Origin of the sequence: Luteimonas gilva, assembly GCF_005239095.1 — a bacterium.
Classification (GTDB): domain Bacteria; phylum Pseudomonadota; class Gammaproteobacteria; order Xanthomonadales; family Xanthomonadaceae; genus Luteimonas_C; species Luteimonas_C gilva.
In genome coordinates, this window is record NZ_SZUA01000001.1 from 633,548 (window position 1) to 651,754 (window position 18,207).

The following is an 18,207-nucleotide window of genomic DNA, read 5'->3' on the forward strand; positions in this document are numbered from 1 at the left end:
GGAGCGGCTTCAGCCGCGAGCTCTTTTTTCTCAAAAAAATCGATGCAACGTCGCGATTTGAAGGAAAAAGCTCGCGGCTGGAGCCGCTCCTACGAACAACCAAAGCAGCGGAGCAAACTCCGCTCTACACAAGAAAAAGAGCGGCCTAGGCCGCTCTTTTTCGCTTCCGGGCAAGAGGAGAGGCTTACGCCGCTTTCTTGGCCGCCAGCTGACGCAGCACGTATTGCAGCAATCCGCCGTGACGGAAGTACTCCACTTCCTTCGGCGTCAGCAGCAGCACCTTCACTTCGAAGGATTTCTTGCTGCCGTCGGCCTTGGTCGCGGTGACGGTCGCCGTCTTCGAAGCGCCGTCCTTCAAACCGGCGACGTCGAAGGTTTCCGAACCGTCCAGGCCCAAAGTCTGCGCGTTCTCGCCGTCCTTGAACTGGCACGGCAGCACGCCCATGCCGACCAGGTTGGAGCGGTGGATGCGCTCGAAGCTTTCCGCGATGACCGCCTTGACGCCCAACAGGTTGGTGCCCTTAGCCGCCCAGTCGCGCGAGGAGCCGGTGCCGTATTCCTTGCCTGCGAAGACCACCAGCGGCACGCCGTCGGCCTTGTACTTCATGGCCGCGTCGTAGATCGCCAACTTCTCGCCGGCGCCACCGTTCTTGGAGAAGTACAGCGTGTTGCCGCCTTCCTCGTCGCCGAACATCAGGTTCTTGATGCGGATATTGGCGAAGGTGCCGCGCACCATCACATCGTCGTTGCCGCGGCGCGAGCCGTAGCTGTTGAAGTCGGCCGGTTGCACGCCGCGTTCCTGCAGGAAGCGGCCCGCCGGCGAATCCTTCTTGATGTTGCCGGCCGGGGAGATGTGGTCGGTGGTGATCGAATCGCCGAACAAACCCAGCACGCGCGCGCCGTGGATATCGTCGATATTGCCGACGCTCATCGTCATGCCGTCGAAGTAGGGCGGGTTCTTGATGTAGGTCGAAGAGCCGTCCCACTGGTAGGACTCGCCGTCCGGCGAGGCGATGTTGTTCCAGCGGCTGTCGCCCTTGAACACGTCCGCGTAGTTCTGCGCGAACAGTTCCGGACCGACCGTTGCGGCGATGGTGTCGCCGATTTCCTTGTTCGACGGCCAGATGTCGCGCAGGAACACGTCCTTGCCGTTCTTGTCGTGGCCGATCGGCTGCGTGGTCAAATCGATATTGACCGTACCGGCCAACGCATACGCCACGACCAGCGGCGGCGAGGCGAGATAGTTCGCCTTCACTTCCGGATGCACGCGGCCTTCGAAGTTGCGGTTGCCCGACAGCACCGAAGCGACCACCAATTCGTTCTCGGCGATGCCCTTGGACACTTCGTCCGGCAGCGGGCCGGAATTGCCGATGCAGGTGGTGCAGCCGTAACCGACCACATAGAAGCCCAGGGCTTCCAGATCGTTCAGCACCCCGGCTTTCTTCAGGTAATCCGTAACCACGAGCGAACCCGGGCCGAGCGAGGTCTTCACCCACGGCTTGGCCTTCAATCCGAGCTTGTTGGCGTTGCGCGCCAGCAGGCCGGCGCCGAGCATCACCGCCGGGTTGGATGTGTTGGTGCAGGAGGTGATCGCGGCGATCACCACCGACCCGTCGCGCAGTTCGGCGTCCTGGTCCTGGATGCGGATCTTGGACACCGGTTCGGCGGCCAGATGTTCGGCCTGCGGTTGGGCGCCGCCTTCGCCTTTCAGTTCCTCGATCGCGCAGCCGACGCCTTTCGGCTTGCGATTGGCGATCAGCGGGCCGAGGCTGTCCTTGAAGTTGCTATGCACGTCCTCCAGCAGCACCCGGTCCTGCGGACGCTTGGGGCCGGCCAGGGACGGGCGCACATCGGCCATGTCCAGTTCGAGCGTGGCCGAATATTCGGCGTGCGGCGAATTCGCGTCGTGCCACAAACCTTGCGCCTTCGCATAAGCCTCGACCAACGCGATCTGTTCCTCGCTGCGGCCCGACAAGCGCAGATAGGTCAACGATTCGGCGTCGATCGGGAAGATGCCGCAGGTCGCGCCGTATTCCGGCGCCATGTTGGCGATGGTGGCGCGGTCGGCCAGCGGCAGGTGCTGCAGGCCGTCGCCGTAGAACTCGACGAACTTGCCGACCACGCCCAGCTTGCGCAGCATCTGGGTGACGGTCAGCACCAGATCGGTGGCGGTGGTGCCTTCCGGCAGCCTGCCGGTCAGCTTGAAGCCGACCACTTGCGGGATCAGCATCGACGAAGGCTGGCCGAGCATCGCCGCTTCCGCTTCGATGCCGCCGACGCCCCAGCCGAGCACGCCGATGCCGTTGATCATCGTGGTGTGGCTGTCGGTGCCGAACACCGTGTCGGGGAAGGCCCAGTTTTCGCCGTCGACGGTGCGTTCCATCACCACCCGTGCCAGGTTCTCCAGGTTCACCTGGTGAACGATGCCGGTGTTCGGCGGCACCACCTTGAAGTTCTCGAAAGCTTTCTGGCCCCAGCGCAGGAAGCCGTAGCGTTCCTTGTTGCGTTCGAATTCGATCTTGCCGTTCAAGTCCAGCGCATCGGGGCGGCCGAACACGTCGACCTGCACCGAGTGGTCGATGACCAGTTCGGACGGGATCAGCGGATTGATCTGCGACGGCTTGCCGCCGAGCTTGGTGACCGCGTCGCGCATCGCCGCCAGGTCGACCACGCAGGGCACGCCGGTGAAGTCCTGCAGCACGACGCGGGCCGGCATGAAGGCGATTTCGGTGTCCGGCTCGGCCTTCGGGTTCCACTGGGCCACGGCTTCGATGTGTTCCTTGCCGACCGTGATGCCGCCGTCTTCGTGGCGCAGCAGGTTCTCCAGCAGGATCTTCATCGAGTAGGGCAATTTACCCAGATCGAAGCGCTCGCCGAGTTTCGGCAGGCTGGCGTAGGTGTACGACTTTCCGTTGACGTCGAGTCGGGCGCGGGTGGCGAAGGAGTCGGCCATGAAGGCTCCTGGCGGTATGGCGGGGAGGGCGGGAGGAAAACACCGCGGTTAGCCCCGTTATTATGCCGGAAGCGGCGTCCCGGCGCAGCTTCCATGCGCTTTGGACTTAGGTCGTATGGCGCCCTTGGCTTCTCGTAGGAGCGGCTTTAGCCGCGAGCTTTTTCTCGCGAACACCGACTAAACCCGCGATTTGCCGAAAAGAGCTTGCGGCTAAAGCCGCTCCTACGAAAAGCGGGCAGTCAGCCGCCTGCGGCTTCCAGCATGTCTCGCCGCCGCAACAGAAAATCCCAAAAACTGCCGCCCAGTTGCCGCCACAGCACCGCCGAGCGCAGCGCCGCCAGCAGGATGGAGCGGATCTCCGCGACCACGCCGGCCTGGCCGAGATAATGCGGATTGCCTTGCACCATCACCCGTGGCCGCAGCTGGCTGATCGTCTCCGCGTACAAACTACCCAGGCCGGCCAGGATGTCCGGATGCGCGCTGCCCAACCGTTCGGAAGCCGGGGCCAACGCGGCGATGCCGCGCTGCACCTGGCGCACGGCGTCGCCGTCGGCGACGAAGCGGCGTTCGATCTGCAGCACGGCTAGAGCCAGCTTGGGCAGCAGCGGATCGTCGACCGCGTTGCTCAGATAGTCGCGCACCAGGCGCAGCCCCGGCTGCAGCGCGGAAGCGTCGCCGTAGATCGCCAACGGCGAGTCGGCGTCGATCCGGAACACGCTCTCGATGGCGGTGGCGACCACGGCCGCATCGGACTGGCCGGTTTCGGCGATGCGACGCACCTGCTGCAGCGCTTGGGCCATGCCGGCCAGGGCCAGCACGCGCTCTTGTATCGCCGGATTCATGCCGCGTGGTTCCTTCGCGTCGCTTGGTTGAGTCGCATTTCCAGAGGGGCGTCGGTTTCGGCGATCACGGCGCCGCCCAGGCAGACCTCGCCGTCGTACAGCACCAGCGATTGGCCCGGCGTGACGGCGCGCTGTTCGTCTGCGAAGCGCACTTCCAAGGTGCCGTCGTCGCGGACGCCGACCTCGCAGCGTTCGGCCGCTTGCCGGTAACGAGTCTGCGCCGTGCAGGAGAAGCGCTGCGCCGGCGGCGCGCCGGCGATCCAGTGCGCGGCCTCGGACCACAGCGTCCGCGATTGCAGCCAACGGCTGTCGGCGCCCTGATCGACGTACAACACATTGCCGGCCACGTCCTTGCCGACGACGTACCAGGGCGCGGCTTCGAAACCGCGCACGCCGCCGATCTGCAGGCCTTCGCGCTGCCCCAAAGTGAAATAGAACACGCCCGGATGCGTGCCGACGACGCGCCCATCCGGCGTGCGCATTTCGCCTTCGCGCGCCGGCAAATAGCGCGCCAGGAATTCGCGGAAATCGCGTTCGCCGATGAAGCAGATGCCGGTGGAATCCTTCTTCTCGGCGGTCGGCAGTTGCGCTTGAGCGGCGAGGGCGCGGACGTCGCGCTTGAGCATGCCGCCGAGCGGGAACAGCGTCGCGGCCAGCTGTTCCTGGCCGAGCTGGTGCAGGAAGTAGCTCTGGTCCTTGCCCGAATCGGCCGCGCGCAATAGCGCCCAGCCGTCGCCGCGGCGCTCGACCCGGGCGTAGTGGCCGGTGGCGATGCGTTCGGCGCCCAGTTCGCGCGCCGCGTCCAGGAAATGCTTGAACTTGATCTCGCGGTTGCACAGCACGTCCGGATTCGGCGTGCGCCCGGCGGCGTATTCGGCCAGGAAATGCGCGAACACGCCGTCCCAATACTCGCGCGAGAAATCGCGGAAGTGGATCGGCAGGCCGAGCCGGCCGCAAACGGCGACGGCATCGCGGCGGTCGTCCTCGGCCCGGCAATCGCCGCTGCCGTCGTCGGCCCAGTTCTGCATGAAGAGGCCCGCGCCCGGCTCGCCAGCATCGCGCAACAACAAGGCCGCGACCGACGAATCCACCCCGCCCGAGACGCCGACGATGGTGCGCGGCGCGCTCATGCCACGTGCTGGGCCAAGGCCAGCGGGTAGCGCCGGCCGGCCAGGTAATCGGTCGCCGCGCGCCACACCAGCGGACTGCGGTGGCGCGGCGCGGCCGCCTGCAGTTCGGCCGGTGTCAGCCACAGGGTGCGGACGATGCCCTCGTCCAGCGAACGTTGCGGATCGTGGAACACAGCGTCCGCTGCGAAGGCGAAACGCAGGTAATGGCGACCGCCGCTTCCATCGGCGTTGGCGGGCGCCTTCCACTGGTACGCGCCGACGAACGCGGTCAGGCGCACGTCCCAGCCGGTTTCCTCGAGCGTCTCGCGCAACGCGGCCTGTTCGAGGCTTTCGTCCGGCTCCAAATGGCCCGCGGGTTGGTTCAATACCAGTCCGCCGTTGACCCGTTCTTCGACCAGCAACAGCCGGCCTTCGCGCACCACCACCGTGGCCACGGTCACGTCGGGCTGCCAGAAGCGGCCTTCGCGATAGCTCATGCGCGGCCTCCTCGGCGGCGGGGAAGGAACTTGTCGGATTCGATCACGCCCCCATTTTCCTTGTTCGAGGGGGCCCGCGTCCACGACGCGCCCGGAACCGCGTTCGTATAATCGAGCCCATGCCCAAGAAAACCGACCAAAACGGCGCCGATTACGGCCGCGACCACGGCGCCATCGTCGAGACGGCCAAGCCGGAAACGGCGCGGCCGCCGCTGTATTCCGTACTGTTGCTGAACGACGATTACACGCCGATGGATTTCGTGGTCGAAGTCCTTGTCAGCTTCTTTGCGATGAATCTGGAAAAAGCAACCCAGATCATGTTGCACGTGCATACCCGCGGCCGCGGCGTTTGCGGCGTCTACACCCGCGAGGTGGCAGAGTCGAAAGTGGCCCAAGTGAACGAGTTCTCCCGTATGCATCAGCATCCCCTGCTGTGCACGATGGAAAAGGCTTAGCTCGGGGCTGAGGTTCATGGAACCGGTATGGGCCGGTGCTGGACCTCCGCCGCGAGCCCTCCCACCACTGGATGGAAAAGGCGTAAGGTCGTCCCCAGATAGGGCAGCAGTCGTAACGGAGGCATCCGCCCCATGTTCTCGAAAGACCTCGAACACACCATCGGCCAGTGCTACAAGCGCGCCCGCGAGGCGCGCCACGAGTACATGACGGTGGAACACCTGCTGCTGGCCCTGCTGGACAACCCCTCGGCCGAAGCCGTCCTGAAAGCCTGCAACGCCGACTTCGGCCGCCTGCGCGGCGAGCTGGAACAGGCCATCGACACTTCGGTCGCCAAACTGACCGACGACGACGGCCGCGACACCCAGCCCACGCTCGGCTTCCAGCGCGTGCTGCAGCGCGCCGTCTACCACGTGCAATCTTCCGGCAAGAAGGAAGTCACCGGCGCCAACGTGCTGGTGGCGATCTATGGCGAAAAGGATTCGCACGCCGTCTATTTCCTCAATCAGCAGGACGTGACCCGGCTGGACGTCGTCAACTACCTGTCGCACGGCATCGCCAAGCTCGGCGGCGAGGAAGATTCCGCCCAGGGCGGCGACGAGCAAGCCAAATCCGGCGAAGGCGAGGGCGGCGAGCACAAGGGCGATGCCCTCAGCGAATTCGCCAGCGACCTCAACCATCTCGCCCGCGAAGGCAAGATCGATCCGCTGGTCGGCCGCGCCGACGAAGTGGAACGCACCATCCAGGTGCTCTGCCGCCGCCGCAAGAACAACCCCCTGTACGTCGGCGAAGCCGGCGTCGGCAAGACCGCGCTCGCCGAAGGCCTGGCCAAGCGCATCGTCGAAGGCGACGTGCCCGAGGTGTTGGCCGATGCCACCATCTACGCGCTCGACCTGGGCGCGCTGGTCGCCGGCACCAAGTATCGCGGCGATTTCGAAAAGCGCCTGAAGGCCGTGCTGGCGCAGCTGAAGAAGCACCCCGGCGCCATTCTCTTCATCGACGAGATCCACACCATCATCGGCGCCGGTTCCGCGTCGGGCGGCACCATGGACGCCAGCAACCTGATCAAGCCGATGCTGGCTTCGGGCGAGTTGCGCTGCATCGGTTCGACCACGTTCCAGGAATACCGCGGCATCTTCGAAAAGGACCGCGCCCTGGCGCGCCGCTTCCAGAAGATCGACATCGTCGAGCCGACCGTCGGCGAAACCGTCGAAATCCTGCAAGGCCTGAAGCCGAAGTACGAACAACACCACGGCGTCAGCTACGCGGACGACGCGATCAAGGCCGCGGTCGATCTGTCGGTGAAGCACATCGGCGACCGTTTGTTGCCAGACAAGGCGATCGACGTGATCGACGAGGCCGGCGCGCGCCAGCGCCTGCTGCCCGAAGACGTGCGCAAGCAGATCATCGACGTCGAAGAGATCGAAACCATCGTCGCCAAGATGGCGCGCATCCCGGCCAAGCAGGTCAGCGCTTCCGACAAGGACGTGCTGCAGCACCTGGAGCGCAACCTGAAGATGGTGATCTTCGGCCAGGATCCGGCCATCGAGACTTTGACGTCGGCGATCAAGCTGGCGCGCTCGGGCCTGGGCAATCCCGACAAGCCGATCGGCAACTTCCTGTTCGCCGGCCCTACCGGCGTAGGCAAGACCGAGGTGACCAAGCAACTCGCGCTGCAGTTGGGCATCGAATTGGTCCGCTTCGACATGTCCGAATACATGGAGCCGCATTCGGTCAGCCGCCTGATCGGCGCGCCTCCGGGCTACGTCGGTTTCGACCAGGGCGGCTTGCTCACCGAAAAGATCGTCAAGACACCGCACTGCGTGCTGCTGCTGGACGAGGTGGAGAAGGCGCATCCGGACATCTTCAACATCCTGTTGCAGGTGATGGACCGCGGCATCCTCACGGACACCAACGGCCGCGAAGCCAACTTCAAGAACGTGATCCTGGTGATGACGACCAACGCCGGCGCCGCGCAAGCCGCACGCCGTACGATCGGCTTCACCCAGCAGGACCACAGCACCGATGCGATGGAAGTGATCCGGCGCAGCTTCAGCCCGGAATTCCGCAACCGTTTGGACGCGGTGGTGCAGTTCCAGGCGCTGGGCTTCGACCACATCCTGCGCGTGGTGGACAAGTTCCTGATCGAGCTGGAAGTGCAGCTGCACGAGAAGAACGTGTCGCTGTCGGCCACCCCGGCCGCGCGCGACTGGCTGGCCCAGCACGGCTTCGACCCGCTGATGGGCGCGCGGCCGATGGCCCGCGTCATCCAGGACAAGATCAAGCGCGCCCTGGCCGACGAACTGCTGTTCGGCAAGCTGGTCGGCGGCGGCAAGGTCGGCATCGACGTGAGCGACGGCGAACTGGTGGTGGATGCGCAGGCCGAGCCGGAGAAGTTGTTGCCGGCGACGGTGCGCTAAGAAAAAACGCCGGCGATCGCCGGCGTTTTTTTGCTTTCGGATACTCGGGATAAACAGAAAGCGGGCCAGGCCCGCTTTCTGCTCTTATCCCATCGTCACTGCCCGAAAACGTTCAACACGCCCTGCCAAACGCTGGTTTTGCCCCTACGGCACTCCTTGGGCGGGGCGATCCATAGCTCGAACAAACTGGCGGGTTTGCATGCCGCCGAAGGGGAAAGAGCGTGATCGCCCGCGACGGCATCGGCGGCGAGCAAGGCGGATCCGGCGAACAAAGCGCAAGACAGGAGAGTCGGGATCTTCTTCATAAGGCCTCGTAATGACTCGATGGAAGCGCTGTCTTCCCCTCAGCGTGCGGCGCGCGCCGCCGGCCAAAGATATACGCCCGGATTTTCGCGGCTGAGTCTTTCGAAACGGCTGCGGACGGGCGGCATGTTTTCCGAGCTCGAACGGCGGCTCAGAAAAACGATTGATTGTTAGATGAAGCCGACGCGTCCTTTCGCAGTGGCGAAGGCTTAAGGGCGCGTGCAGAGCGCGGAAATATTCCGCTGCAACTCGGCCTTGGTTTGCGCCAAATCCTTCAACTCGGCCGCATTGGGCTGCTTCGGCCCGGTCTGCTTCTCCGCCGCTTCCACGCGTTCAAGCGACTTGTACCAAGCCGTGCATTGCTCCGCATCGCGGATCGCGCGTTCCTTTTGCGTCTTCGCGTTGCGCTGCTTGCGCAGATATTCGCGATTCTGTTCCAACTGCTTCTGCACATCCGCGATCGCGGGCTCGGGCGGTGGACCGACGGCGGGCGCGGGCTGCGCGGCGATCTTGGGCGTGGCCGGTTGCACGCGCGGGATCTTGGTCAGGTCGCGCGGCGCGGTCGGATCGGGCGGACCGACGGTGCGCGCGTCTTTGGCGCTGGTCGGCGGCGGGCTGTCGGTGTAGTGGACGTTGCCTTTGGCGTCCGTCCATCGATAAGTCGTCTGCGCTTGCGTCGCCGTACAGGCCAAGGCGGCCGCGACCAGGAGCGCGGCGGGTGCGAACCTGAGGGCTCGCACGCCGGCCATCATTTCATCCGGTAGGTGATGCGGCCCTTGGTCAGGTCGTAAGGCGTCATTTCGACCTTGACCTTGTCGCCGGTGAGGATGCGGATGTAGTTCTTGCGCATCCGCCCGGAGATGTGGGCGATGATCTCGTGGCCGTTCTCCAGCTTCACCCGGAACATCGTGTTCGGGAGGGTTTCGGAAATTGTGCCTTCGAATTCGATGACGTCGTCTTTCGCCATGCGTCCTGTTGCTGCCTGAAAGTGCCGGGCACGGGGCGCCCGAAGCCGGTCATTCTGCCACGCGGTGCCTGGGCAGGCAAAGAAAACGTTAAATCTGGGGCGGAGATGCCGGAGGGCCTGCGAGCAAGCGGGCGGGGATCGTCCCGAACGCCTGTGTCCAGGCTCCCTCGCGCGGCGGCTGGGACACTCGCGATCGGAGTTCGGCCATGAACACGGGCCGCGACCAGGCCTCCGCGCCCAGGCTCAGCAGATGCTCGCTTTCCACTTGGGCGTCGATCAGCGCCCAGCCCCAGCTCTGCAGGCCTCGGGCGAGCCCGGCCAGCGCCGCTTTCGATCCGCCCGAAACCGCGCTGAACATGCTTTCGCCGAAGAACATGCGCCCGACCGCCACGCCGTAGATGCCGCCGACCAGACGCGCGCCTTCGAAGACTTCCACCGAATGCGCATGGCCCAGCCGGTGCAATTCCCTGTAAGCGGCCTGCATTTCGGCGGTGATCCAGGTGCCGCGCTGGCCGCGGCGCGGCGTTTGCGCGCAGGCGGCGACGACCTCGTCGAAAACCGTGTCGGCCCGGATCTCCCAGGTCGAAGACTTCAGGTCGCGCCGGAAACGCGAGGACAGCCGCACGCCGTCGGTGCGGAACACCATGCGCGGATCCGGACTCCACCACAGGATCGGCTGGCCTCGCGAATACCAGGGGAAGATGCCATGGCGGTAGGCGTTCAACAGGCGAGCGGGGGACAGATCGCCCCCCATCGCCAACAGCCCGTCGGGTTCGCGCAGCGCGTCCTCGACCGGCGGGAACGGAGCGTCCGGCGAAGGATCGAGTTGGCGGATGCGGAAGGCCACACGGGAACGTTAGCGCAACCGCCCGGGTCTTTTGTAGGAGCGGCTTCAGCCGCGAGCTCTTCTCCTCAAATCGCAGCGATGTCGCGAAGCTCGCCGCTAAAGCCACTCCGTACGAAGGCAAAGCAGCGGAGCAAGCTCCGCTCTACAAAGCAGGGTTACCCGCGGAAAGGAGAGTGCGCTGTCAGCGTGGCGGCATAGCGGCGCACCGATTCGGCCTCTTCGCGGCACCAATGGGCCAAGGCCTGGGAAAAATCCGGATCGGCGATCCAATGCCGGCTGCGCACCAAGGTCGGCAGAAAACCGCGCGCCAGTTTGTGCTCGCCCTGCGCGCCGGGCTCGAAAATGCGCAAGCCCTGGCGCAAGCAGTACTCGATGCCTTGGTAGTAGCAGGTTTCGAAATGCAATCCCGGCAAGGCGCGGGTCGAACCCCAATAACGGCCGTACAACGTGTCCCCGCCGCGCAGGCACAAAGCGCCGGCGATGGTCTCGCCTTCGTGGTCGGCCAGGAACATCACCAAGCTTTCGGGCAGCGCGGAGGCCAGGTGGCGGAAGAACCCGAAGGTCAGCGCCGGCGAATTGCCGTATTCGGCGAAAGTCTGCAGATAGAAGCCGTACATCGCGACCAGATCGTCGTCGCTCGCATCGCGACCGTGCACGACCCGGAATCCGACGCCGGTACGCAGCGCTTTGGCGCGTTCCTGACGGATGTTCTTGCGGTGCTTGTGGTCCATCGCTCCCAGGAAATCGGCGAAGCCGCGCCAGCCGGCGTCGTTGCGCCAGTGGTATTGCACGTCGATGCGCGGCAGCCAGCCTTCGCCGAAGCTTTCGTCTTCGGATTCAAGATGGAAATTGATGTGCGCCGACGACAGCTGCTTTCCGTCGGCTATGTGCGCCATCGCGGCCAGCAGTTGGCGACGACCCTGGCCGTCGCGCGCGAGCAGGCGCGGGCCGGTGACGGGCGAGTAGGGCACCGCGCACAGGTATTTAGGGAAATAGTCCTGGCCGTAGCGCTGGTAGGCGTGCGCCCAGGCGTGGTCGAAGACGAATTCGCCGTGGGAATTGGTCTTCAGATAACCGGGCGCGGCGGCGAGCAGTTCGTCGCCTTCCCATAAAGTCAGGTGTTGCGGCGTCCAGCCCCAGTCGGCGCGCAGGCAGCCGTGCTCTTCCAAGCCGGCGAGGAAGGCGTGCGAGACGAACGGGTTGCGGCCGTCGTGGAGCGCATTCCAGCGTTCGGCGGGAATGCCGCCGATGTCGCCGACGATGCGGGCGGTGGGCATACGAGTTACCGATCTCGCGTCATCCCGGCGAAAGCCGGGATCCGGGGAGAGCCCGCGCCGAAGCCGAGGCTTGCGAATCGAAGGCCGTAGCGATGTAACCGATGCGTCGGCCTGGATTCCGGCTTTCGCCGGAATGACGAACGGGTGGGGATCGCCGACCCGATCAAGCGTCCTTGTCCAGGAACTTCTCCGCATCCAGCGCCGCCATGCAGCCGAAGCCGGCGGAGGTGATCGCCTGGCGGTAATGCTGGTCGGCCACATCGCCCGCGGCGAATACGCCGGCCACCGAGGTGGCGGTGGCGCCGCCGCTCAGGCCGGAGCGGATTTCGATGTAACCGTTGTTCATCGCCAATTGGCCCTCGAACAACGAGGTGTTCGGGGTATGGCCGATCGCGACGAACAAGCCGTGGATCTCGAGCTGCTTCGTGGACTCGTCCAAGGTCGAACGCAACCGCACGCCGGTGACGCCGGCATCGTCGCCGAGCACTTCGTCGACCGTGTGGTGCCACACCGGCACGATCTTGCCGGCCTGGATCTTGGCCATCAGCTTGTCCTGCATGATCTTCTCCGCACGCAGCGTGTCGCGGCGGTGGACCAGGTAGACCTTGCGGCAAATATGCGACAGATACAGCGCTTCCTCGACCGCGGTGTTGCCGCCGCCGATCACCGCCACGTCGCGGTCCTTGTAGAAGAAGCCGTCGCAAGTCGCGCAAGCCGATACGCCGCGTCCTTTGTAATGGTCTTCCGAAGCGATGCCCAGGTATTTGGCGGTGGCGCCGGTGGCCACGATCAAGGCGTCGGCGGTGTACTCGCCGTTGTCGCCCTTCAAGCGGAACGGGCGTTGCGACAGGTCGGCGCTGTGGATGTGGTCGAAAATCGTCTCGGTCTCGAACCGTTCGGCGTGCGCCTGCATCCGCGTCATCAGGTCCGGCCCCATCAATCCGTGCGCATCGCCGGGCCAATTGTCGACCTCGGTCGTGGTCATCAGCTGACCGCCCTGCTGCAGGCCGGTGACGACGACCGGTTTCAGGTTGGCGCGGGCCGCGTAGACGGCGGCGGTCCAGCCGGCGGGGCCGGAACCGAGGATCAGAAGGCGGCAGTGCTTGGGCGAACTGGTAGAAGAGGGGGTCATGTATACTCGCGGGCGGAATGGAACGCGCTTTGGACGAGGTTTTTCGTCGGAAACGGCGGCGCGGCGGAACCCATAGCTTGGCGACCGCGGCCCCGCTTATCAAGGCGCGTCCTCCGCAACATTGCGTACCGCCGCACGGCTTCCGCGGCATGCGCACGAGTACAGCAACGGCCCGCGCAACCCTGCGCGGGTTTTCAACATGTGGCGCCCGCATTTCGGGCGATTGAGTCCGGCCCTGCCGGCGACGGAGAACGAAGATGCGTATCGGCGTACCCAAGGAAACCAAGACCCTCGAAGGCCGCGTGGCCTTGGTGCCGGCCGCCGCCGGCGACCTGGTCAAGCGCGGTCACGAGGTTTGGCTGGAAAAGGACGCCGGCATCAAGTCCGGTTTCAAGGACGCCGAATACACGGCGCTGGGCGTGAAGATCGCGCCCGACGCGGCCGCGCTGTACGACAAGGGCGAGTTGATCGTCAAAGTGAAGGAGCCGATCGAAGGCGACCTGAAGCTGCTGCGCAAAGACCACCTGCTGTTCTGCTATCTGCATCTGGCGCCGCTGCCGGAACTGACCAAGCGCCTGCTCGACATCGGCCTGACCGGCGTCGCGTTCGAAACCGTCGAACTGGAGAACGGCGACCTGCCGCTGCTGGCGCCGATGTCGATCATCGCCGGCAAGATCGGCATCCAGGTCGGCACCCATCTGCTGCACCAGCCCATGGGCGGCAAGGGCAAGCTGCTCGGCGGCCTGCCGTCGACCGAGCGCGGCAAGGTAGTGGTGTTCGGCGCGGGCCAAGCCGGCGGCAATTCCGCGGCGCTGGCCGCGGCCGGCGGCGCCAACGTGGTGGTGTTCGAGAAGCGCCAGGATCGCATGGACGAAATGATGCGCCTGGGCAACAACGTCACCGCGCTGTATCCGTACGAAGACGTGGTCGCCCGCGAAGTCGCTTCGGCCGACCTGGTGATCGGCGCCGTGCTCGTCACCGGCGCGGTCGCCCCGCACGTGGTCAGCCGCGAAATGATCAAGGGCATGGAGGACGGCAGCGTGCTGGTCGACATCTCCATCGATCAGGGCGGCTGCTTCGAAACCTCGCGCGCCACCACCTGGAAGGAACCGACCTACGTGGAGGAGGGCGTCACCCACTTCTGCGTCACCAACATGCCCGGCGCCGTGCCGCAGACTTCGTCGCAGGCGATCTGCGCGGCGATCCTGCCTTGGGTCAACAAGCTGGCTTCGGGCAGCTGGCGCGACAATACGGCGCTGGTGAAGGGCATCAATGTGGAAGGCGGCAAATTGGTGCATCCTGCGCTGCAGGGGATGAAGCTGTAAGGATCGATTCCGCCGGCCTGACCTCGGTCGCTCCGGCGCTTCGCCCGGAGCGATAAATAACGTAGTATCAAGCTTCTAGAGGATTTTCTTCAGGTAATCACGCACGGTGGCACGCCCGATCTCCGAACCCAATAAGAAGTCGCGCAAGCCCGCCGCCGCACCGCAACCCGCGGTGCCGAACCCGCGTCGCCAGCGGTTGATGAAGGACATCGCGCTGATTTTGATCGCGCCGGTGTTGCTTTATCTGGTGGCCAGCTTGTTCACCTTCTCGCCCGACGATCCCAGTTGGTCGCATCAGGGCAGCGTGACCGGCGAGTTGCATAACGTCGGTGGGCTGGTCGGCGCCTACGCCGCCGACATCCTCATCACCTTCTGCGGCTATGTGGCCTACCTGCTGCCGATCATGCTGGGCGTGATCGCCTGGATCGCGCTGTTCGGCATGGACGTGGACGGCGACGGCGGCGCCGATCTGGGTCCGGCGCTGCGCTTGGTGGGCATCGTGGGATTCCTCATTTCGGCGGCGGGATTGCTCCATTTGCGGATCGGGCTGGTCGAAAACTTTTCGGCCGGCGCCGGCGGCATTCTGGGCCGTCTGGTCGGCAAATCGCTGATGGCCGGCTTCGGGGTCATGGGCAGCAACCTTTTCTTGTTGGCGCTGTTCCTCACTTCGATCACTTTGGCCACCGGCCTGTCTTGGCTGGCGGTGATGGACAAGCTCGGCCAATGGGCGCTGGCCTTGCCGGGGCTGTTCCGCCGCGGCACGCAGCAAGCGGTGGAATGGCAAGAGGCGAGGGCGTACCGCGAGGAGCGCGAAGAATCGCGCAAAGTCGAAACCGAACTGCGCGCCAAGCGCGCTCCGGTGAAGATCGAACCGCCCGCGCCGGCGCAAGTGGAGAAGAGCGACCGCGCCAAGCGCGAGCAGCAGATCCCGCTGTTCCATGTCGGCGACGGCTCCGGCATCCCGCCGCTGGCCTTGCTCGACGACCCCAAACCGCAGCAGAAGGGCTACAGCGAGGAAACGCTGGAGACGCTGTCGCGCCAGATCGAATTCAAGCTGCGCGACTTCCGCATCGAAGCGCAGGTGGTCGGCGCCTATCCGGGCCCGGTGATCACCCGTTTCGAACTCGAACCCGCGCCGGGCGTGAAGGTCAGCCAGATCAGCTCGCTGGACAAGGACATCGCCCGCGGCCTGTCGCTGAAATCGGTGCGCGTGGTCGATGTGATCCCGGGCAAGTCGGTGGTCGGCCTGGAAACGCCGAACACCCACCGCGAGATGATCTACCTGAGCGAGCTGTTGCGTTCGAAGGAATACGACAAGTCCGGCAGCCATCTGACTTTGGCGCTGGGCAAGGACATCGCCGGACGCCCGCTGGTCGCCGACCTGGCGCGCATGCCGCACTTGCTGGTCGCCGGCACCACCGGTTCGGGCAAATCCGTCGCGGTCAACGCGATGGTGCTGAGCCTGCTGTACAAGGCCGGCCCGCAAGACCTGCGCATGCTGATGATCGACCCGAAGATGCTGGAACTCAGCGTCTACCAGGGCATCCCGCATCTGCTGGCGCCGGTCGTGACCGACATGAAGGAGGCCGCCAACGGCCTGCGCTGGTGCGTGGCGGAGATGGAGCGCCGCTACAAGTTGATGAGCGCGGTCGGCGTGCGCAACCTGGCCGGCTTCAACAAGAAGGTGAAGGACGCGCAGGACGCCGGCCAGCCGATGATGGACCCGTTGTTCAAGCCGAATCCGGAGTTGGGCGAAGCGCCGCGCCAACTGGAGACGCTGCCGTTCATCGTCATCTTCATCGACGAATTCGCCGACATGATGATGATCGTCGGCAAGAAGGTCGAAGAACTCATCGCGCGCCTGGCGCAGAAGGCGCGCGCGGCCGGCATCCATCTGATCCTGGCCACGCAGCGTCCGTCGGTGGACGTGATCACCGGCTTGATCAAGGCCAACATCCCGACCCGCATCGCGTTCCAGGTGTCGAGCAAGATCGACTCGCGCACGATCCTGGACCAATCCGGCGCGGAGACGCTGCTCGGTCACGGCGACATGCTTTATCTGCCGCCAGGCACGGCGATGCCCGAACGCGTGCACGGCGCCTTCGTCAGCGACGACGAAGTGCACCGCGTGGTCGAACACCTCAAGCAGAGCAGCAGCGGCCCGGACTACATCGAAGGCGTGCTGGAGGAAGTGCAGTCGATGGGCGAGGGCATCGTCGTCGGCGCCACCGGCCTGCCTGAGAGCAGCGGCGGGGCGGGGGACGAGAGCGACCCGCTGTACGACGAGGCGGTGCGGATCGTCACCGAGACCCGCCGCGCCTCCATTTCCGGCGTCCAACGCCGGCTCAAGATCGGCTACAACCGCGCCGCCCGCCTGGTCGAGGCCATGGAGGCCGCCGGCGTGGTCTCGCCGCCGGAGCACAACGGCGACCGCAGCGTGCTGGCACCGCCGCCGCCGAAGGGCTAAGCTCCGGCGACGGGGGAGCGTCACCGGGGAAACAACATGCGCACCATCCGATGGTTGCCGGCCGTCGCGCTCGCTGCGGCTGCGTGTTTGTCGACGCCTCAAGCCCAAGCTCAAACTTGGCTGCGTTGGAAGAAGGAAGGTCCGGTCCACGATCCGTCGACCCGGATCGCGACGCCGAAGCCTGTCGTCAGCCTGCCGCCACTCGCGCCGGCCGTGACGGCGACTCCACCGGTCGTAAGCGGTCCGACCATCACGATCAGCGAGGAAGCGCCGGCGGCGATGCCGGCGGTAACGACGTCCCCCGGGCCGATTCCGCAACGCCCGACTTCAATGGTGTCGTCCGTCGCTGCATCGAAACCCGCACCGGTAACGCCGCTCGCACCGCTCCCCGTCGCATCCACGCCAATGGTCGCGGCACCGGTGCCAGCGCCGCTTCCGGCGACCACCACCGCACCGGCCGTTGCACAGGCCGCCATCGTTCCTGCAGCGGTCGTAATCGCAGTTTCCGCGCCGTCCGCTTCGCCGACGGCGAACGCGTTTCCGTCGGCTTCTCCGGCAACGCCCGCCATGCGGATCGAGGAGCCATCGATGCTGGCTTCCGTGCAGCCCGCGCCTTCCGTAGCCGCTCCGATCGTCCCCCTCGCAAGCCCCGTATCGCCTCCGGTCGATCCTGCCGTGCTGCCCGCCGCCGTCCCCGCAGCGACGATGCCGGCCATGATCGAATCCGGCCCGATCGTCGCGGCGCCGTTGAGCGCGCAAGCGATCTGCGCCGACTGCGCGACCGCGGACGAATTGCGGGCCACCAGTGCGCGGCCGCGCAAGGGCGAAGCCTCGCCGGAAGGCTTGGAAATCCAGGCCGAAGCCAAGCGCCGGCTGCTGCAGGGCCCCTGAGAAGGCCCTATTCAGCTGGGCGCTTGCAGACTGCCGGCATCGCATCCGGAAGATCCGCCATGAAACGCATCGCCTTGCTTGCGGCCGCCGCCGCGCTGACGATCCCGCTCGCCGCATGGGCTTCGGCCCGCGACGATCTCAACGCTTTCGCCCGCGGCCTGAAGGGCTTGGACGGCCAGTTCGCGCAGAAAGTGTTCGACGCCAACGGCAAATTGAAGGAAACCACCAGCGGCCGGGTCGCGCTGTCGGCGCCGCGCCTGTTCCGCTGGGAATACAAACAACCGCATCCGCAGCTGATCGTCGCCGACGGCAAGAAGGTGTGGGTCTACGATCCTGACCTGCAACAAGTGACGGTGCGTCCGCAAGGCGTGGAAGAACAGAACAGCCCGCTCGCGGCGTTGATCGATCCGAGCAAGCTGGACCGCGATTTCAGGGTCGCCGATGCGGGCGACGCCGACGGCCTGGAATGGCTGCTGCTGTCGCCGAAGAACGAGGAACAAGCCAGTTTCCAGTCCGCCAAACTCGGTTTCGGCCAAGGCGGCCTGGCCAAGATGCAAATCGTCGACGCCTTGGGCCAACGCACCGAAATCGCCTTCAGCGGTTGGAAGCGCAACCCTTCGTTCGCCGCCGGCACGTTCGCCTACAAGCCGCCGCAGGGCGTGGACGTGATCGGCGAGGAGCGGTGAGTTCCCCTTCTCCCATCGGGAGAAGGTGCCCGAAGGGC

Annotated in this window: 16 protein-coding genes; 6 read left to right on the top strand and 10 right to left on the bottom strand. The window is 65.4% G+C overall.

The features are described 5' to 3' along the window. Window positions 1–184 precede the first annotated feature (184 nt). From acnA to FCE95_RS02835, 4 genes are all read right to left on the bottom strand, one after another. Window positions 185–2,953: an aconitate hydratase AcnA gene (gene acnA, locus FCE95_RS02820; RefSeq protein WP_137265468.1), complete on the bottom strand. Its 2,769-nt coding sequence runs from the start codon at window positions 2,951–2,953 to the stop codon at window positions 185–187. A 239-nt stretch (window positions 2,954–3,192) separates the two neighbouring features. After that, window positions 3,193–3,795, bottom strand: a complete 603-nt coding sequence (gene hflD, locus FCE95_RS02825) for a high frequency lysogenization protein HflD (RefSeq protein WP_137265469.1) — start codon at window positions 3,793–3,795, stop codon at window positions 3,193–3,195. Next, a complete protein-coding gene (mnmA, locus tag FCE95_RS02830) occupies window positions 3,792–4,925 on the bottom strand; it encodes a tRNA 2-thiouridine(34) synthase MnmA (protein WP_137265470.1) in 1,134 nt (377 codons plus the stop codon). Before mnmA ends, hflD begins: the two co-directional genes overlap by 4 nt. Continuing rightward, entirely contained in the window at window positions 4,922–5,401 is a 480-nt protein-coding gene (locus tag FCE95_RS02835; RefSeq protein ID WP_137265471.1) for an NUDIX hydrolase, read from the bottom strand. Before FCE95_RS02835 ends, mnmA begins: the two co-directional genes overlap by 4 nt. Before the next feature lie 119 nt (window positions 5,402–5,520). Between FCE95_RS02835 and clpS the strand changes: the two genes are divergently transcribed. Continuing rightward, window positions 5,521–5,856 (top strand): ATP-dependent Clp protease adapter ClpS, encoded by a 336-nt coding sequence (clpS, locus tag FCE95_RS02840; RefSeq protein WP_137265472.1) that lies wholly within the window; start codon window positions 5,521–5,523, stop codon window positions 5,854–5,856. 132 nt (window positions 5,857–5,988) lie between these two features. Then, the gene (clpA, locus tag FCE95_RS02845) at window positions 5,989–8,274 is read left to right on the top strand and encodes an ATP-dependent Clp protease ATP-binding subunit ClpA (protein WP_137265473.1); all 2,286 of its coding nucleotides are present in this window, start codon (window positions 5,989–5,991) and stop codon (window positions 8,272–8,274) included. 512 nt (window positions 8,275–8,786) lie between these two features. Here clpA and FCE95_RS02850 read toward each other — a convergent pair. From FCE95_RS02850 to trxB, 5 genes are all read right to left on the bottom strand, one after another. After that, window positions 8,787–9,317, bottom strand: a complete 531-nt coding sequence (locus FCE95_RS02850; protein ID WP_189644614.1) for a DUF4124 domain-containing protein — start codon at window positions 9,315–9,317, stop codon at window positions 8,787–8,789. 8 nt (window positions 9,318–9,325) lie between these two features. Then, window positions 9,326–9,544, bottom strand: a complete 219-nt coding sequence (infA, locus tag FCE95_RS02855; RefSeq protein ID WP_112926214.1) for a translation initiation factor IF-1 — start codon at window positions 9,542–9,544, stop codon at window positions 9,326–9,328. 88 nt (window positions 9,545–9,632) lie between these two features. Continuing rightward, entirely contained in the window at window positions 9,633–10,391 is a 759-nt protein-coding gene (gene aat / locus FCE95_RS02860; protein ID WP_137265475.1) for a leucyl/phenylalanyl-tRNA--protein transferase, read from the bottom strand. A gap of 155 nt (window positions 10,392–10,546) precedes the next feature. Beyond that, complete coding sequence (locus FCE95_RS02865; RefSeq protein WP_137265476.1) at window positions 10,547–11,668, bottom strand: GNAT family N-acetyltransferase; 1,122 nt, start codon at window positions 11,666–11,668, stop codon at window positions 10,547–10,549. A gap of 163 nt (window positions 11,669–11,831) precedes the next feature. Then, entirely contained in the window at window positions 11,832–12,800 is a 969-nt protein-coding gene (gene trxB, locus FCE95_RS02870; protein WP_137265477.1) for a thioredoxin-disulfide reductase, read from the bottom strand. A 257-nt stretch (window positions 12,801–13,057) separates the two neighbouring features. On the opposite strand from trxB, the gene FCE95_RS02875 reads away from it, so the two are divergent. Together FCE95_RS02875 and FCE95_RS02880 are read left to right on the top strand one after the other, a co-directional pair. Further along, entirely contained in the window at window positions 13,058–14,125 is a 1,068-nt protein-coding gene (locus FCE95_RS02875) for an alanine dehydrogenase (RefSeq protein ID WP_137265478.1), read from the top strand. A 118-nt stretch (window positions 14,126–14,243) separates the two neighbouring features. Beyond that, window positions 14,244–16,592 carry a DNA translocase FtsK gene (locus tag FCE95_RS02880; RefSeq protein WP_223266818.1) on the top strand — a complete coding sequence of 783 codons (2,349 nt, stop codon included), beginning with the start codon at window positions 14,244–14,246 and terminating at the stop codon, window positions 16,590–16,592. 110 nt (window positions 16,593–16,702) lie between these two features. Here the strand turns inward: FCE95_RS02880 and FCE95_RS02885 are convergent, their stop codons facing one another. After that, window positions 16,703–17,308: a hypothetical protein gene (locus FCE95_RS02885; RefSeq protein ID WP_137265479.1), complete on the bottom strand. Its 606-nt coding sequence runs from the start codon at window positions 17,306–17,308 to the stop codon at window positions 16,703–16,705. Between FCE95_RS02885 and FCE95_RS17015 the strand changes: the two genes are divergently transcribed. After that, on the top strand, window positions 17,307–17,483 hold the full coding sequence (locus FCE95_RS17015) for a hypothetical protein (RefSeq protein ID WP_189644615.1): 177 nt from the start codon (window positions 17,307–17,309) through the stop codon (window positions 17,481–17,483). The two genes, FCE95_RS02885 and FCE95_RS17015, sit on opposite strands and share 2 nt — an antisense overlap. Before the next feature lie 59 nt (window positions 17,484–17,542). Continuing rightward, complete coding sequence (gene lolA, locus FCE95_RS02890; RefSeq protein WP_137265480.1) at window positions 17,543–18,169, top strand: outer membrane lipoprotein periplasmic chaperone LolA; 627 nt, start codon at window positions 17,543–17,545, stop codon at window positions 18,167–18,169. The last annotated feature ends 38 nt before the right edge of the window (window positions 18,170–18,207 follow it).

Excerpts from the sequence above, each read along its gene's own strand:
- trxB (WP_137265477.1), bottom strand. The coding sequence starts at position 12,800 with ATGACCCCCTCTTCTACCAGTTCGCCCAAGCACTGCCGCCTTCTGATC.
- FCE95_RS02875 (WP_137265478.1), top strand. The coding sequence starts at position 13,058 with ATGCGTATCGGCGTACCCAAGGAAACCAAGACCCTCGAAGGCCGCGTG.
- hflD (WP_137265469.1), bottom strand. The coding sequence starts at position 3,795 with ATGAATCCGGCGATACAAGAGCGCGTGCTGGCCCTGGCCGGCATGGCC.
- FCE95_RS02885 (WP_137265479.1), bottom strand. The coding sequence starts at position 17,308 with ATGGCCGGCATCGTCGCTGCGGGGACGGCGGCGGGCAGCACGGCAGGA.
- acnA (WP_137265468.1), bottom strand. The coding sequence starts at position 2,953 with ATGGCCGACTCCTTCGCCACCCGCGCCCGACTCGACGTCAACGGAAAG.
- clpA (WP_137265473.1), top strand. The coding sequence starts at position 5,989 with ATGTTCTCGAAAGACCTCGAACACACCATCGGCCAGTGCTACAAGCGC.
- lolA (WP_137265480.1), top strand. The coding sequence starts at position 17,543 with ATGAAACGCATCGCCTTGCTTGCGGCCGCCGCCGCGCTGACGATCCCG.
- infA (WP_112926214.1), bottom strand. The coding sequence starts at position 9,544 with ATGGCGAAAGACGACGTCATCGAATTCGAAGGCACAATTTCCGAAACC.
- mnmA (WP_137265470.1), bottom strand. The coding sequence starts at position 4,925 with ATGAGCGCGCCGCGCACCATCGTCGGCGTCTCGGGCGGGGTGGATTCG.
- FCE95_RS17015 (WP_189644615.1), top strand. The coding sequence starts at position 17,307 with ATGATCGAATCCGGCCCGATCGTCGCGGCGCCGTTGAGCGCGCAAGCG.
- FCE95_RS02865 (WP_137265476.1), bottom strand. The coding sequence starts at position 11,668 with ATGCCCACCGCCCGCATCGTCGGCGACATCGGCGGCATTCCCGCCGAA.
- FCE95_RS02835 (WP_137265471.1), bottom strand. The coding sequence starts at position 5,401 with ATGAGCTATCGCGAAGGCCGCTTCTGGCAGCCCGACGTGACCGTGGCC.
- clpS (WP_137265472.1), top strand. The coding sequence starts at position 5,521 with ATGCCCAAGAAAACCGACCAAAACGGCGCCGATTACGGCCGCGACCAC.